This is a genomic window from Pseudomonas campi (genome assembly GCF_013200955.2).
Taxonomy (GTDB): domain Bacteria; phylum Pseudomonadota; class Gammaproteobacteria; order Pseudomonadales; family Pseudomonadaceae; genus Aquipseudomonas; species Aquipseudomonas campi.
This window is the reverse complement of the sequence record NZ_CP053697.2, coordinates 3,185,069-3,200,051: the sequence shown is the minus strand read 5'-3', so window position 1 is coordinate 3,200,051 and position 14,983 is coordinate 3,185,069. Positions and strand designations below refer to the sequence as shown.

General features: G+C 65.2%; 12 protein-coding genes. 6 read left to right on the top strand and 6 right to left on the bottom strand.

Features of this window, described 5'->3' with window-relative positions; all coding sequences use genetic code 11:
* Positions 1-40 precede the first annotated feature (40 nt).
* The 3 genes from HNE05_RS14885 to HNE05_RS14875 all read left to right on the top strand — a co-directional run bounded on the left by HNE05_RS14885 (position 41) and on the right by HNE05_RS14875 (position 2,482).
* Positions 41-349 (top strand): putative quinol monooxygenase, encoded by a 309-nt coding sequence (locus HNE05_RS14885; RefSeq protein ID WP_173208769.1) that lies wholly within the window; start codon positions 41-43, stop codon positions 347-349.
* Between the two features lie 239 nt (positions 350-588).
* The gene (locus HNE05_RS14880) at positions 589-1,689 is read left to right on the top strand and encodes an NADH:flavin oxidoreductase/NADH oxidase (RefSeq protein WP_173208767.1); all 1,101 of its coding nucleotides are present in this window, start codon (positions 589-591) and stop codon (positions 1,687-1,689) included.
* A 136-nt stretch (positions 1,690-1,825) separates the two neighbouring features.
* Positions 1,826-2,482 carry a cupin domain-containing protein gene (locus tag HNE05_RS14875; protein WP_173208764.1) on the top strand — a complete coding sequence of 219 codons (657 nt, stop codon included), beginning with the start codon at positions 1,826-1,828 and terminating at the stop codon, positions 2,480-2,482.
* Here the strand turns inward: HNE05_RS14875 and HNE05_RS14870 are convergent.
* Entirely contained in the window at positions 2,479-3,708 is a 1,230-nt protein-coding gene (locus HNE05_RS14870; RefSeq protein ID WP_173208762.1) for an NADH:flavin oxidoreductase/NADH oxidase family protein, read from the bottom strand. The two genes, HNE05_RS14875 and HNE05_RS14870, sit on opposite strands and share 4 nt — an antisense overlap.
* A 77-nt stretch (positions 3,709-3,785) precedes the next feature.
* Here HNE05_RS14870 and HNE05_RS14865 point away from each other — a divergent pair, with 77 nt between their 5' ends.
* Together HNE05_RS14865 and HNE05_RS14860 are read left to right on the top strand one after the other, a co-directional pair.
* Complete coding sequence (locus HNE05_RS14865) at positions 3,786-4,202, top strand: MerR family transcriptional regulator (RefSeq protein WP_173208760.1); 417 nt, start codon at positions 3,786-3,788, stop codon at positions 4,200-4,202.
* Positions 4,203-4,649: 447 nt separating this feature from the next.
* Entirely contained in the window at positions 4,650-5,063 is a 414-nt protein-coding gene (locus HNE05_RS14860; RefSeq protein WP_173208758.1) for an HPF/RaiA family ribosome-associated protein, read from the top strand.
* A gap of 161 nt (positions 5,064-5,224) precedes the next feature.
* Here HNE05_RS14860 and HNE05_RS14855 read toward each other — a convergent pair whose 3' ends face one another.
* The gene (locus HNE05_RS14855; RefSeq protein ID WP_173208756.1) at positions 5,225-5,878 is read right to left on the bottom strand and encodes a peroxiredoxin; all 654 of its coding nucleotides are present in this window, start codon (positions 5,876-5,878) and stop codon (positions 5,225-5,227) included.
* A gap of 70 nt (positions 5,879-5,948) precedes the next feature.
* Positions 5,949-6,848 carry a LysR family transcriptional regulator gene (locus tag HNE05_RS14850; RefSeq protein ID WP_173208755.1) on the bottom strand — a complete coding sequence of 300 codons (900 nt, stop codon included), beginning with the start codon at positions 6,846-6,848 and terminating at the stop codon, positions 5,949-5,951.
* 119 nt (positions 6,849-6,967) lie between these two features.
* Between HNE05_RS14850 and HNE05_RS14845 the strand changes: the two genes are divergently transcribed.
* A complete protein-coding gene (locus HNE05_RS14845) occupies positions 6,968-7,933 on the top strand; it encodes a DMT family transporter (protein WP_173208754.1) in 966 nt (321 codons plus the stop codon).
* A gap of 160 nt (positions 7,934-8,093) precedes the next feature.
* Here HNE05_RS14845 and katG read toward each other — a convergent pair whose 3' ends face one another.
* From katG to HNE05_RS14830, 3 genes are all read right to left on the bottom strand, one after another.
* Entirely contained in the window at positions 8,094-10,304 is a 2,211-nt protein-coding gene (katG, locus tag HNE05_RS14840; RefSeq protein ID WP_173208753.1) for a catalase/peroxidase HPI, read from the bottom strand.
* 314 nt (positions 10,305-10,618) lie between these two features.
* The gene (locus tag HNE05_RS14835) at positions 10,619-12,400 is read right to left on the bottom strand and encodes a sensor domain-containing diguanylate cyclase (RefSeq protein ID WP_173208752.1); all 1,782 of its coding nucleotides are present in this window, start codon (positions 12,398-12,400) and stop codon (positions 10,619-10,621) included.
* Positions 12,401-12,623: 223 nt separating this feature from the next.
* Entirely contained in the window at positions 12,624-14,909 is a 2,286-nt protein-coding gene (locus HNE05_RS14830) for a heavy metal translocating P-type ATPase (protein ID WP_173208751.1), read from the bottom strand.
* Between the last annotated feature and the right edge of the window lie 74 nt (positions 14,910-14,983).

Sequence of the window (14,983 nt, the reverse complement as noted above, 5' to 3'; positions counted from 1 at the left end):
CTAAGATGCCCCCACAGATTCCAGCCGTGGGGAAACCGTTATGCCGATTGCCTTGTTTGCCAGCCTGACTGCTCACCCCGAGCAGCGCACCGCCCTTGAACAGGCGTTGCGCCAGATGGTCGATGCCAGCCGCCGTGAGCCCGGCAACCTGCGCTACGACCTGTTCGTACGCGGCGATGACGCGGCGACCTTTGACCTGTTCGAACTCTATGCCGACGAAGCGGCGGTGGCCGCCCACCGTGCCAGCGCCCACTACCAGGCCTTCCGCGAGCAGATCGGCGACTGGCTGGCCGCGCCGGTGGAGGTGCGCAGCGCCGCTGCCCTCGACCTGGCTCCTTTCAATACCTGAGAACCTGTTTACGAACTTCTGAATTAGAGCCAGACAAGGCAAAAATGGCCGAGGAAGTGGAGTTTACGAGCTGTAAATGAGCATGACTCGTTGCACTCGCCCTTCGGGTCGCGCTGAAGCGCGTTAGCCGCAAGCGGCTTGCCGAGGCCGTTTTTAACGCCGTATGGCCGACAGTCAGGAGTTCGTGAGCAGGTTCTGAGGCGCTGTGCGCCCCTGATTCACTCTCGTGAGGATTGACGATGTCTGCTCTGTTTTCCCCGTTCCAGCTCAAGGATGTCACCCTGCGCAACCGCATCGCGGTGCCGCCCATGTGCCAGTACAGCGCCATCGACGGCGTTACCACTGACTGGCACCTGCACCATTACGCCGGCCTGGCCCGTGGCGGCGCCGGCCTGGTAATCGTCGAGGCCACCGCGGTATCCCCGGAAGGGCGCATCAGCCCCGGCTGCACCGGCCTGTGGAGTGACCAGCAGGCCGAGGGCATGGCGCGTATCGCCCAGGCGATCAAGGCCGGTGGCGCGGTGCCCGGCATCCAGATCGCCCACGCCGGGCGCAAGGCCAGCGCCAACCGTCCCTGGGAAGGTGACGACCATATCGCCGCAGGTGATGCGCGTGGCTGGCAGACCATCGCCCCGTCGGCCGTGGCCTTCGGCGCGCATCTGCCCAAGGTGCCGCAGGCCATGAGCCTGGATGACATCGCCCGGGTCAAGGCCGACTTCGTCGCCGCCGCTCGCCGCGCCCGCGATGCCGGTTTCGAATGGCTGGAGCTGCACTTCGCCCACGGTTACCTGGCACAGAGCTTCTTCAGCGCACATTCCAACCGGCGTGACGATGCCTACGGTGGCGACTTCGCCGGCCGTAGCCGTTTCCTTCTGGAAACCCTGGCGGCGGTGCGCGAAGTGTGGCCGGCCAACCTGCCGCTGACGGCGCGTTTCGGTGTGATCGAGTATGACGGTCGCGACGAGCAAACCCTGGCCGAGTCCATCGAGCTGGCCAAGGCCATGCGCCGTGGCGGCCTGGACCTGCTCAGCGTCAGCGTCGGTTTCACCATCGCTGAGAGCAACATTCCGTGGGGGCCGGCCTTCCTGGCGCCGATTGCCGAGCGCGTACGCCGTGAGGCGGAACTGCCGGTGGCGTCGTCCTGGGGCATCGATGCGCCGGCCATCGCCGAGCGCGTGGTGGCCGAGGAGCAGATGGATCTGGTGATGATCGGCCGCGCCCACCTGGCCAACCCCCACTGGCCGTTGCAGGCGGCGCAGCAGCTCGGGGTCGAGCGGCCCACCTGGGTCCTGCCGGCGCCTTATGCGCACTGGCTGGAACGCTACCAGGTCGCGCAATAAGCCCAGAGGGCCCGGCATGCCGGGCCCTTTGTGTTTAACCCGCGTTAACATGCGGCAGGAGCCTTTGCTGGGGCGGATCGATCCGTGCCGGCAAAATGCTCAAGCGCGATCCATCAACTTCAGGTTTCCAGCGCCCATGCAGATCAACGCCGACTTCAGCCAACGCGCCGTTATCCGTCCCGGCGACAGTCCCTGGGTGCCATCGCCGATGGCCGGGGTGGAGCGCATCATGCTCGACCGTATCGGCGAGGAGCTGGCGCGGGCCACGTCCATCGTGCGCTATGCCGCCGGCTCGCATTTCAGCGAGCATCAGCATCCGGGCGGCGAGGAATTCCTGGTGCTGGACGGGGTGTTCTCCGACGAGCGCGGCGACTACCCGGCTGGGACCTATGTGCGTAATCCAATCGGCAGTCAGCACGCGCCGTTCAGTCGGCAAGGCTGCACCCTCTTCGTCAAACTCATGCAATTCGCCGCCGATGATCAGCAACCGCTGGTGATCGACAGCCGCTCGGCCGCCTGGCTACCGGGGCTGGTGCCGGGCCTGCAGGTGCTGCCGCTGCATCAGCACGGCAGCGAACATGTGGCGTTGGTGCGCTGGGCGGCGGGCACGCGCTTCAACCGTCATCGGCACTGGGGCGGCGAGGAAATCCTGGTGCTCGAAGGTACCTTCCAGGACGAATTCGGCGACTACCCGGCCGGCAGCTGGCTGCGCAGCCCGCACCTGTCCGAACACACACCGTTCAGCGATGCGGGCTGTCTGATCTGGGTGAAGACCGGGCATCTATCGGCTTAGCTGGCCGCCATCAAGCGCTTGTACAGGCGGGTGCGCCGTGCGGTTTTCAGCTGTTCCGCGAGCAGCGCACGCAGTGGCGACACGTTGGGCTTGGGCTGGCCGCCATGGCTGAGGCGGTGCATCTGGAACTTCACCATGGCCATGTAGGCCAGCGAGGCCAGGGCCTTGTGCTTCCAGCGGATCGGCGCCAGCTCGGCGCTGATTTGCCGCTCGCCGGCCTGCCAGCGGCGTGGCAGGTTCGGCTCGATGGCCAGGGCGGTGGCGATGCCGGCCATGGCCACGCCGCTTTGCAGCACCTGCTCGACCACCGGCAGGCGGCGGATGCCTCCGGTGACCATCAGCGGCATCGTGGCGGCTTCGGCGATCTCTCCGGCGAATTCGAGGAAGTAGGCTTCGCGCGCCAGGGTGCGGCCGTCGCGGGCATCGCCCTGCATGGCCGGCGCCTCGTAGCTGCCGCCGGACAGTTCAACCAGATCGACCTGCAGCTCGCCGAGCATCTGCACCACGCGCTTGGCGTCGGCGCCGTCGAAGCCGCCGCGCTGGAAGTCTGCCGAGTTGAGCTTGACCGCCACGCAGAAGCCCGGCGCCACCACGGCGCGCACCGCCTTGACCACTTCCAGTAGCAGACGCGCGCGGTTCTCCAGCGGGCCACCCCAGCTGTCCGTGCGCTTGTTGCTGATGGGCGAGAGGAACTGGCTGAGCAGGTAACCGTGCGCGGCGTGAATCTGTACGCCGCTGAAGCCGGCCTGTTCGGCCAGTTGCGCGGTACGCGCGAAGCGCTGGATCAGCGCACCGATTTCCTCGTCGCCGAGCGCCTTGGGCAGTGGGAACAGCTTCGACAGGCCGCCCAGCTCCAGGGCCACGGCCGAGGGCGCAACGGTCTGCTGGCCGAGGTTGGCCTGCATCTGCCGGCCGGGGTGGTTGATCTGCATCCAGAACTGCGCACCCTGGGCGCGGCCGATGCGTGCCCACTCGCGGAACTTGTCCAGTTGGCGTTCGTCTTCCAGCACCACGCCGCCGGGGCCGGTCATGGCGCGGCGGTCGACCATCACGTTGCCGGTCAGCAGCAATCCGGCGCCGCCTTCGGCCCAGGCCTGGTACAGGCGCAGCAGCTCGGCGGACGGACCCTGGCTGGCATCGGCCAGGTTCTCTTCCATCGCCGCCTTGGCGATGCGGTTGGGGATGACGGTGCCGTTGGGCAGTTGCAGGGATTGGAAGGTGGTCATGGCGTACTCCGGGGTAGCAGATGGAGCAAGCCTAAGGTTAAAGTCAACTTTAAGGTCAATAGCCCGGAGCACAACTCATGAAAATCGGTGAACTGGCCAGCCGCACCGGCCTGGCGCCCTCGCGTATCCGTTTCTACGAGGCCAGCGGGCTGATTGCCGCCCAGCGCCAGGCCAACGGCTACCGTGAGTACCCGGAGCAGACGGTGCAGACCCTCGGTCTTATCGCCTGCGCCCAGCAGTCCGGTTTCAGCCTGGAGGAAATCCGTCGTCTGTTGCCGGGCACCGAGCAGCAGGGTTGGGCCCACGCCGAACTGCTGGCCAGCCTGCAGCGCAAGGTCGGCGAGATCGAGGCCATGCAGCAGCGCCTGGCACAGAACAAGGCGCAGCTGCTCAGCATCATCGCCAGCATCGAGAGCAAACCGGAAGGCATGCAGTGCACGGAAAACGCCGAGCGGGTGCTGGCTAGCCTGCGGGACGCCCGGCCGGGCGAGTAGCAGGCTGTTGAAGAACTACCTGCGTTGCCATCGCTGCGTTAAGAGCAGGCTCAGAATGCTCATTTAGGACATCTAAACTGCGCTTCTTCGCCTGCTCTTGCCTTGCGCTGGCTGCCTCGCCAACGTTTTTCAACGGCCTGCTAGGCGGACAATTGCCGACACAGTCTCGGCCCCTTTATGAATACGCCGCGTTTGCCTGGCCGGCGCGACTGTAGTAAGACTTAGGCAAGGACTGAATTCAACCAGCCTTGGCCCACGTGCCAGGGTTGCTTCGATGTGTTGTGGCAGAGCAGGGGGGATGGGCGGTCCAGCCGTTCGCTAACGTGCAGACCTTTTCGCTGCAAGCCCTTGCAGCAGCAGGCGCCACCATGGGAGATGTGTCACACAGCCTGAGCCTTTGCAGTCGCAGTACCTCGAAACAACACCCCAGTAAAACGAGGAAGCCCTATGCAAGTTCAAGTTCACACGAACCAGATTGAAGGCAGTGCTCGGCTTCAGGAGTGGGTCAGCTCCGCCGTATTGGACAAACTCGATCACTTCGACGAGTTTCTCACCCGCGTGGTCGTCCATATCAGCGATGAAAATGCACACAAGGCCGGCGCCGACGACAAGCGCTGCCACATCGAGGCCCGCCCGAAAGGCCATCAACCTATCTCCGTCACCCACAAGTCCGATGAAATGGGCATCGCCGTGGATGGTGCCGTCGAGAAAATGCGTCACGCCCTGGAGCATCTGTCTGGCCGTCTGGAAACCAAGGTGGTCTCCACCGGGCGCATCGGCGAACCCGGCGAAGTAGTCCTCACCGATGCCTTGCTGGAGGAAGAATTCCTGGCCAAGCAGGAGGAGCTGGACCGCGGCTAGGTGGCGATTGCCCCCTCACTGCAATGTGAGCGAACCCGGTAATCCGTAATAGAAAAACCGCCCGATTGGGCGGTTTTTTATTGTTCAGCGTGTATGTCTGAAAAGTGCCTGGGCGCGGCTGCACTCGCCAGCCCGCCATTTCCTCCAGGGCTGGGACTGCCTTACTTCGGTGCCGGGGTGGTGCGCAGGTAAGGCAGCTTGATGTCGATGCTGCCGTACTTCTCACGGGCCTGCTCGTCATTGAGCGCCAGGGCCACGATGACATCCTGGCCCACGGCCCAGTTGGCAGGGGTGGCCAGCGGCACGTTGTAGGTCAGCTGCAAGGCGTCCAGCGCGCGCAACACTTCGGCAAAGTTGCGCCCGACCGACATGGGGTAGGTCATGGACAGTTTGAGCTTCTTGTCCGGGCCGATGATGAACACCGAGCGCACGGTGGCGGTATCCGCTGCGGTACGGCCATCCGGCAGGTAGGCCTCGGCGGGCAACATGTCGAACGCCTTGGAGACGACCAGTCCTTCATCGGCAATGATCGGGAAGCCCGCCGTGGCACCGCAGAAACCTTCGATATCTCCTTTCCATTGCTTGTGCGCGGCGACCCCATCCACCGACACGCCGATCACCTGGGTGCCACGTTTCGCCCACTCGCTCGCCAGTTGGGCGACCGCGCCGAATTCGGTGGTGCACACCGGGGTGAAGTCCTTGGGGTGGGAAAACAGAATGGCCCAACCGGAGCCGATCCAGTCGTGGAAGCTGATGGGGCCCTGATCGGTATCGGCGGTGAAATCCGGTACGAGGTCGTTGATGCGCAGTGCCATGGTGATTCCCTCCAGAAAGATGACGCGTTGCAGTCCTGGCAGAGCTTAGTACGGATAGGCGTGGGTGCTGCTAAGGCAGGTCTGCACCGCTGCCGGTCAGGCAGGCCACCAGGTCGGCGGCAAAGCGTGACAGTTGCTCGCGTTTGCGCACGCAGACTTTCAGGTCGCGCTGGGCCCAGGGCTCTTCCAGCTCGATGACGGCCAGCGGCTCGCGGGGCGGGCCATCGGCCAGGGCGCTGCGCGGCACCAGGCCCAGGCCCACCCCGGCGCTGACCATGCGGCACACCGCCTCGAAGCTGCGCACCTGGATGCGTACTTCGAGGTGCCGGCCCAGTGCGGCGGCGGCGTTCATGGTGAAGGTGTGAATGGCCGAGCCGGAATGCAGCATCACGAAGGGGTAGTCCAGCACTGCGGCGAAGGGCGTGCGGGTGCGTTGGGCAATCGGGTGGTCGGCAGGCGCGATCAACACCAGCCGGTCGGCCCGGTAGGGCAGCAGTTCGACTTCCGCGCCTTCTATCGATTCGGCGACCACGCCGACTTCCACCTCGCCGCGCGCTACGGCCATGACCACTTCCGGACTGGTGTGCTCCTCCAGGGAAATGCTCACCTGCGGGTGGCGTTTCAAGAAGGCCGCCAGGCTGTCCGGCAGGAAGGCATGGGTGGCGTGGGTGTTGGCCCACAGGCTGACATGCCCGCGCACCCCTTTGGCGTAGGGCGTGAGGTCGGCATGCATCTGCTCGAGTTGGGCGAACACCTGGCGTGCATGGCGCAGCAGTGCATCGCCGGCGCGGGTCAGGCTTACCCCGCGCGGCTCGCGAACCAACAGGGGCGTGCCGATCGACGCTTCCAGCAGGCGCATGCGATGGCTGGCCGAGGAGGCCGCCAGGTGCACGCGCTCGGCGCCACGGGTCAGGTTGCGGGCTTCGGCAATCGCCACGAAGAGGCGCAGGTCGGTCAGGTCGTAGTGCATAGTGAATAGTGCATAGCGTTGGTCATATCCGAACGATGCGTTATGGAAAGCCCAATTTAACCTGGATTCAATTGCCGTGATCATTCGTCCAGATAAAACTCTGCAGGACTTACTCCGCCATGCCCTGGAATATCTGGTCCGCCGAACGCCTCGGTATCGTGCTGGCCGTGCTGGCCGCGTTTGGTTTCTCCTTCAAGGCGATTTTCGTCAAGCTGGCCTATGCCGCAGCCCCCGTCGACGCGGTCACGCTGCTGACCCTGCGCATGACCTTTGCCTTGCCGATCGCCCTCTGGGCCGTGCTCTGGCTGTGCCGCGCGGCCACGCCGCTGACGCGCAAGGATGGCGCGCTACTGCTCGCGCTCGGCCTGCTGGGCTACTACGGGGCGAGCATCCTCGACTTCGTCGGCCTGCAGTACATCTCCGCCGCGCTCGAGCGCCTGATCCTGTTCATCTACCCGACCATGACCGTGCTGATCGGTGTCCTGGCGCTGGGCAAGCGCCTGGAGAAACGCCAGGTGGCGGCCCTGCTGCTGTCCTATGCCGGCATTGGCCTGGCGTTTGCCCATGATCTCGACGTGGCCGGTGATATCCGTGCGGTGCTGATCGGCAGTGCCTTCGTCTTCGCCTCGGCGCTGTCCTACGCGCTGTACAGTGCCGGTGCCGAGGTCGCCATCCAGCGTCTGGGGACCATCCGTTTTGCCGCCCTGGCGATCATCGTCTCGACCCTGGCCACGCAGCTGCACTTCGTCGCCAGCCAACCCTTTGCTGCGCTGAACCAGCCCGTGCCGGTGTATGCCTATGCGGCGGCGATGGCGATCTTCTCCACGGTATTGCCGGTGTTCTGGCAATCGGCGGCGATCCAGCGTATCGGTGCGGCGCGCACGGTGCTGATTGGCACGCTGGGGCCGATCCTGACGATCTTCTTCGGCTGGCTGTTATTGCGCGAGTCGGTTTCCCTGGCGCAACTGCTGGGGGCTGGCCTGGTGCTGGCGGGGGTGCTGCTGGTCAGCCAAAAGCGCTGGTTCAGGCGGCAGGAAGTTGTCGCCGAGGATCAAGCAAAGCCGCAAGCAAGTGCAGTGTCGTAAGCGTTTTCAAGCGCCACAGCGGTACAGAGAAGGCGGGGAGAGTTATGGGGCTGGTGTGGGCTAAACGCTGCGGGCTGCTGCAGCCGTGACCTGGCCCGGGATTGCCCCGGGTCAGGTCTTGGCCAGGTGTGCCAGGCCGCTCAAAGCCTGGCTTGCAGCGTTACGCCAGGTCGAAGCGATCGAGGGTCATCACCTTGTCCCAGGCGGCGACGAAGTCATGGACGAACTTCGCCTGTGCATCGCTGGTGGCATAGACCTCGGCGAGCGCGCGCAACTGCGAGTTCGAACCGAAGACCAGGTCGACCACCGTGCCGGTCCACTGCAGATCACCGCTCTTGCGATCACGCCCTTCCAACACGCCTGCGGCGCTGGCCGACTTCTGCCACTTGGTGCGCATGTCGAGCAGGTTGACGAAGAAGTCGTTGCTCAGGGTTTCCGGGCGCTTGGTGAACACGCCATGCTGGGCTTGGCCAACGTTGGCGTTGAGGGCGCGCAGACCGCCGATCAGCACGGTCATTTCCGGGGCGGTGAGACCCAGCAACTGCGCCTTGTCGATCAGCAACTCGGCCGCCACCGCTTCCAGCCCTGGCTGGGCATAGTTGCGGAAGCCATCGGCCTTCGGCTCCAGTACCGCGAACGATTCGACGTCGGTCTGCGCCTGGGTGGCGTCCGTGCGGCCCGCAGTGAAGGGCGCCGTGACGCTGACGCCGGCCTTCTTCGCCGCCGCTTCGACGGCTGCGCAGCCGCCCAGCACGATCAGGTCGGCCAGCGAGACTTTCTTGCCACCGGCTGCCGAGGCATTGAAGTCCTTCTGCACGCTTTCCAGGGCCGCGAGAACCTTGGCCAGTTCAGTTGGCTGGTTGGCGGGCCAGTCCTTCTGGGGTGCCAGGCGAATGCGTGCGCCATTGGCCCCGCCGCGCTTGTCGCTGCCGCGGAAGGTGGAAGCCGAGGCCCAGGCCGTGCTGACCAGTTGGGCGATGGACAGGCCGCTGGCGAGGATCTTGGCCTTCAGGGCGGCGATGTCCTGGGCATCGACCAGCGGATGATCGACGGCGGGCACCGGGTCCTGCCAGATCAGCTCTTCCTGGGGTACCAGTTTGCCCAGGTAACGGGCGCGCGGGCCCATGTCACGGTGGGTCAGCTTGAACCAGGCGCGGGCGAAGGCGTCGGCGAACTCCTGCGGGTTCTGGTGGAAGCGTCGCGAGATCTTTTCATAGGCCGGGTCCATGCGCAGCGACAGGTCGGCGGTGGTCATCATTGGCGGGTGCTTCTTCGACGGGTCGTGGGCGTCGGGAATCATGTGCTCCGGCTTGACGTCCTTGGCCACCCACTGGTGGGCACCGGCCGGGCTCTTGGTCAGCTCCCACTCGTAACCGAACAGCATGTCGAAGTAGCCCATGTCCCATTTCGTCGGGTTGGGTTTCCACGCGCCTTCGATCCCGCTGGTGATGGTGTGCACGCCTTTGCCGCTGCCGAACTTGTTGATCCAGCCAAAGCCCTGTTCCTCGATCGCCGCGGCTTCCGGCTCTGGCCCGACCAGAGCCGCATCGCCAGCGCCGTGGGCCTTGCCGAAGGTGTGGCCGCCGGCGACCAGCGCCACGGTTTCTTCGTCGTTCATGGCCATGCGCGCGAAGGTCTCGCGCACGTCGCGGCCGGAGGCCAGCGGGTCGGGGTTGCCGTCCGGGCCTTGCGGGTTGACGTAGATCAGGCCCATTTGCACGGCAGCCAGCGGGTTGGCCAGGTTGCGATCACCGGAGTAGCGGCTGTTGGGCTGGTCGCTGGTGGCCAGCCATTCGGTCTCGGCACCCCAGTTGACGTCTTCTTCCGGCGCCCAGATATCGCTGCGCCCGCCGCCGAAGCCGAAGGTCTTGAAACCCATGGACTCCAGCGCGACGTTGCCGGCGAGGACGAACAGGTCGGCCCAGGAGAGTTTGCGCCCGTACTTCTGTTTGATCGGCCACAGCAGACGGCGGGCCTTGTCCAGGTTGCCGTTGTCTGGCCAGCTATTGAGCGGGGCGAAGCGCTGGTTGCCGGTGCCGGCGCCGCCACGGCCGTCGGCGATACGGTAGGTGCCGGCTGCGTGCCAGGCCATGCGGATCATCAGGCCGCCGTAGTGGCCCCAGTCGGCTGGCCACCAGTCCTGGGAATTGGTCATCAGGGCGGTGAGGTCGCGGACTACGGCGTCCAGGTCGAGGCTCTTGAATTCCTCGGCGTAGTTGAAGTCCGCATCCATCGGGTCGGACAGCGAGGAGTGCTGGTGCAGGATCTTCAGGTTGAGTTGGTTAGGCCACCAGTTTGCATTCGACTGGGCGCCAGCGACGGTGGGGCTGCCAGCACCGCCCGAGAATGGGCACTTTGCTTCGTTCGACATGAATTCATTCCTTTTGTTGTTTGCACCTAACTACCCGGATGAGTCTTGACCCTGCCTACCGAGCTATCAAATAGGTTTTGGGTATGGCACTGATAGTAGTCAGGGAATACCGAACTCATGGGTAAGGCCGGTATTCGAGAAAGGAATTACAGGTCTGCGGCTTAGGGTTATTCACGATCGTGCTGACCACGAAAAATGCGTGAAGGGGCCACACAGCTTTGCACCGGGGCGCCCATTGCGGAGGGTGCGCCATGCGCAGCGGAGTGCCGGTTATAGGGCGCACAGCGCACCCTGGGGGAGATCGTGAACGGCTTTTAGTGCGCCGCTTCCGAATGGCATTCGATGCGGTTGCGACCGCTGCGCTTGGCGCGGTACAGCGCTATGTCGCTGCGCGACAGCGCGGCTTCGGGGGTCGGATCGCCGGCGTTGATGGCGGCAATGCCGACGCTGACCGCCAGGGGGATCTGTTCACCGGCATGAACCAGGGGCGTTCTCGCCAGTTCGCTGCGAATACGTTCACCGAAACTCATGGCCTGGGCGATATCGGTATCGCTCAGCAGCACGGCGAACTCTTCACCGCCCATCCGTCCGGCAGCGTCGGTCTTGCGCAGCTGCGCGCGGAGGATCGCCGCGAAATGGCGCAGCGCTTGGTCGCCGACGAAGTGGCCCCAGCGATCATTGATGTCCTTGAAATGGTCGAGGTCGAACATCAGCAGCGTCGCGCAGTGCCCGGCGGTTCGCTGCACCCGGGACAGCTCGGTTTCGAGCTGCAGCATGAAGCTGCGGCGGTTGCACAGCTGGGTCAGGAAGTCCGTGGTGGCGAACTCCTGCAGCTCGGCTTCGATCAGCTTGTGCTCGGTGATATCGGCAATGAAGCCATGCCACAGCACGCTGCCGTCTTCCAGCTGTCTGGGGCAGGCATCGCCCTGGCGCCAGAAGGTGCCTTGCTGCGGCAACTGCACCCGGTACTCCAGGTGCCAGGGCGTCAGGTTGGTGGCGGAGATGGCGAGGGAGGAGAGGTACAAGGCCCAATCCTCCGGGTGAATGATCTCGTGCAGCAGGTCCGGGTTTGCCAGCAGTTGCTCCGGGCTGAGGCCGTAGATCGTGCGTACCCCGCCGCTGGCATAGGTAAAGCAAGACCTGCCATCTGCCAGGCGCTGGTACTGGAAGGCCATGCCGGGGATTTCATTGGTCAGGTCGGTCATCAGGCTGGCGGTCTGCTGCGCCTGCTCCGACAGGGCGCGCATGGCGCTGATGTCCGTGGTGGTACCGATCATACGCAGGGGTTGGCCGGCCACATCGCGCTCGACCACCTTGCCGCGGCTGCATACCCACTTGTAGCTACCGTCACGACACTGCAGGCGGTGTTCGACTTCGTACGCCTCGGTGTGCTGCTCGAGATGCGCCTGGATGCTCGCCTGGACATAGGTCAGGTCGGCGGGGTGGACGCGTGTATAGCTTTCCTCGATGCGGTTGCCGACTTCGTGCTCGGCATACCCCAGCAAGGCTTTCCAGCCCGAGGAGTAGTGAATTTCCCCGGTGGCGACATTGCGATCCCAGATCCCGGTGCCGCTGCCGGTAATCGCCAGAGCCATGCGCCGTTCGTTCTCGCGCAACAGATCCACCTGCTGTTGCCAATCCGCATCGGCGGCTTCGCGGGCGAGCAGTTGCGCCGCCAGTTGGGCAAGTTCGTGCAGAGTCTGTTGCTGGGCCATGTTCAACTCGCGGGGTTGATCGTGCAGCAGATAGAGGATGCCGAGCACTTCACCGGCCGGCGCTCGTAGTGGGCAGGCCAGCAGAAAGCGTATATGGGGTGCCGCGGCGAGCAGGTCGAGATCGCGTAGGCGCTCATCGCACTGCACATCGGGTACTACGAGCAGTGCATCGGTGCAGCGCCAGGGGGCCTCGAGATGACCGAGGCTGACGGCATGTTCGAGTGCAGCACCTACGCAGGTGCGTATCCGCGGCTGATCCTCGGCGCCTGCGATCACCAGCGCCGACATCACGCCGACATGTTGCCTGGCCAGCCGGACCAGGCCATCGAATAGCTCATCGTTGGCGCTTTCGGGCGCCCTGATAGAACTCAGTGACTGCATCGGGACTCTGCTTCGCCAGGATTGAGAAACGCCGCCCAGCAGGTTCGGCCATACAGATTTGCAGTCTAACCATACTGGCACGCTGCCGTCATATTCCCATGCGCACGGGCCGCCGCTGCGATGATGCATTTATGTCGGTGGATCACGCTTGCATGAGTTAATTGAAGATGTTGATTCCCACAATTGTCCATCTGCGCTGGGATTTGCCTGTTTTACCTGCTCACTACCGCCTGTCCAGATTGTGGTAAAGCTCATCTTCCTGGGCGAAATGCAGGGCCAGCACGGTGTCCAGGCGCTGCAGCATGGCCTGGATATCTTCCGTGGAGGGCGCTGTGCTGCTGGCAGAAAAGTCGGCGTTCATCCGCGCCAGCAGTTTCACCAGGCGGAAGATCTCGCGGTGGGTGTGGCTCATCGCCGCCAGTGGGTCATCGCCCTTGAGGTGCCGGGCCAGCAGGGGGTAGAGCTGGTCCTCGTCGTTCTGCTCGTGGGGCACCAGTTTTTCCTCGAGCAGGCGCACCAGGCTGTCCAGCGCGGTGCGCGCCTGTTCGGTGGTCTGCTTGGGTAATTGCCGGGCCAGCGTGCGTACCGCCTCGAGTGGCTGGGCAAGGTCGTCATGCTCGCGCTTGAGGCGGTCGATGCGCTCACCTTCCAGCGCCTTGCCTGCCCCGTTGTGCAAGCCACCGCCCAGGGCGCGCAGCGCGTTGAGGATGACGGCGACGTCGATGCCTTCCTGCAGGATCGCCCCGGCCAGTGGCGGCAGGTAGCCAAGGGCGGCCAGGAGCATGGCCAGCAGCGACAAACCCATGCCGACCAGCACGCCCTGGCGGGCAATCCGTTGCGAACGCCGGGCGATCTGCAGGGCTTCGGCCACGCGGTCGAGGCGGTCGACCAGCAGCACCACGCCGGCCGCCTCGGAAGACGCCGTCGCGCCACTGGCGCCCAGGGCAATGCCCACATCTGCGGCGGCCAGGGCCGGGGCATCATTGATGCCGTCACCGACCATCAGGGTCTTGCCCTGTTCACGGCCTTGCAGCACGGCCGCGACCTTGGCTGCCGGGTCCAGCCCGGCGCGCACTTCATCGACGCCGGCGGCGAGGCCGATCATCTGCGCGGTTTCAGGCCGGTCACCGGTGAGCATGATGATCTTGTGGATGCCGGCGCGGCGCAGCAGGCGCAGGGCGTGGGGTGACTCCATGCGCAGGGGATCGGCAAACAGCACGGCGCCGGCCAGGGTCTGATCCACGCCGATGAAGCTGCCGCCGGCCGCCTGGTAGTCCATACGGCGCAACACGGACTGCGCCCAGGCATCGGTCTCGGCGCCTGGGCTGACGAACTCCAGCGCCCCGATACGCACTTCATGGCCATCGACCTCGCCTTGCAGGCCCGCGCCCGGTTGCTCGCGCACCTGTTGCGGCGTGCCGAGGGGCCGCGTGCCTTTTTGCGCGGCCTGGACGATCGCCGCCGAGATCGGGTGGGGCGAGGCCTGGGCCAGTGAACCGGCCAGGTACAGCAGTTTTTCCTGGCTCTGCACGCCGGCGCTTTCCACCGCCTGAATTCGGGCATGGCCCGTGGTCAGGGTGCCGGTCTTGTCGAGGAAGAGAATCTGCGCCGCGGCCAGGGCTTCCAGGGTGGCGCCGTCCTTGATCAGGATGCCGCGGTGCGCACTGCGGGAAATGCCGGCCATGATGGCAATCGGCACGGCGAGGATCAGCGGGCAGGGCGTGGCGACCACCAGCACGGCGAGGGCGCGGATCGGGTCGCCACTGAGCAGCCAGGCCGCGCCGGCAATCAGCAGGGTCAGCGGCACCAGAGCGAGGGCATAGCGGTCGGCCAGACGCACGAAGGGTGCGCGTGACTGGCGCGCGGCCTCGGCCATGCGCACGATGCCGGCGTAGGTGCTCTGCTCGGCGGTGTGGCTGGCGCGCAGCTCGAACGGTGCGCCGACATTGACCCCACCACTGCGCAGCGTGGCACCCGCGGCATAACTCACCGGCAAGGACTCGCCGGTGAGGGCGGACTCATCGACACTGGCATTGGCGCTGAGCAGTTCACCATCGACTGCCAGCACCTCGCCCATGCGCAGCAGCAGGCGATCGCCCAGCGCCACCTGTTCGACCGGGATCTGCACCAGTTGGCCGTCTTGCAGGCGCCAGGCAAAGCGTGGCGCACGGTTGATCAGGCGCTTTAGCTCGCGCTCGGCACGCTGTGAGGTGAAGTACTCGAGGGTTCTGCCGCTGGCGAGCATGACCGCGATGACCGCTGCCACCAGCGCTTGCCCCAGCAGTACCGCGCCGAGGATCGACAGCAGGGCGATCAGGTCGACGCCCAGCTCGCGGCGCAGCAGACGCAGGATGATTTCGACCAGCAACAGGGCGGCGACCAGCAGGGCGCTGCCGCTCCACAGCTGGCTGGCCAGCAGCCCATGGTCGAGCAGGTGCGCCACGCCGCCAGCCAGCAAGGCCAGAATTGTGAGCCCCAGCAGGCCGGGGTTGAGCCAGCTGTTGTTCATGGGCTGACAGCCCTGTCGTCGCGCATGCTGTGCTCCCTGTGATGCCCCTGTTGCGAGCCGGCTGGGGCTTGAGC

What these genes read in the sequence shown, in the direction of transcription:
- HNE05_RS14850 (WP_173208755.1), bottom strand. Translation starts at nt 6,848, where the DNA reads ATGCACTACGACCTGACCGACCTGCGCCTCTTCGTGGCGATTGCCGAA.
- katG (WP_173208753.1), bottom strand. Translation starts at nt 10,304, where the DNA reads ATGTCGAACGAAGCAAAGTGCCCATTCTCGGGCGGTGCTGGCAGCCCC.
- HNE05_RS14865 (WP_173208760.1), top strand. Translation starts at nt 3,786, where the DNA reads ATGAAAATCGGTGAACTGGCCAGCCGCACCGGCCTGGCGCCCTCGCGT.
- HNE05_RS14855 (WP_173208756.1), bottom strand. Translation starts at nt 5,878, where the DNA reads ATGGCACTGCGCATCAACGACCTCGTACCGGATTTCACCGCCGATACC.
- HNE05_RS14845 (WP_173208754.1), top strand. Translation starts at nt 6,968, where the DNA reads ATGCCCTGGAATATCTGGTCCGCCGAACGCCTCGGTATCGTGCTGGCC.
- HNE05_RS14830 (WP_173208751.1), bottom strand. Translation starts at nt 14,909, where the DNA reads ATGAACAACAGCTGGCTCAACCCCGGCCTGCTGGGGCTCACAATTCTG.
- HNE05_RS14875 (WP_173208764.1), top strand. Translation starts at nt 1,826, where the DNA reads ATGCAGATCAACGCCGACTTCAGCCAACGCGCCGTTATCCGTCCCGGC.
- HNE05_RS14885 (WP_173208769.1), top strand. Translation starts at nt 41, where the DNA reads ATGCCGATTGCCTTGTTTGCCAGCCTGACTGCTCACCCCGAGCAGCGC.
- HNE05_RS14870 (WP_173208762.1), bottom strand. Translation starts at nt 3,708, where the DNA reads ATGACCACCTTCCAATCCCTGCAACTGCCCAACGGCACCGTCATCCCC.
- HNE05_RS14860 (WP_173208758.1), top strand. Translation starts at nt 4,650, where the DNA reads ATGCAAGTTCAAGTTCACACGAACCAGATTGAAGGCAGTGCTCGGCTT.
- HNE05_RS14835 (WP_173208752.1), bottom strand. Translation starts at nt 12,400, where the DNA reads ATGCAGTCACTGAGTTCTATCAGGGCGCCCGAAAGCGCCAACGATGAG.
- HNE05_RS14880 (WP_173208767.1), top strand. Translation starts at nt 589, where the DNA reads ATGTCTGCTCTGTTTTCCCCGTTCCAGCTCAAGGATGTCACCCTGCGC.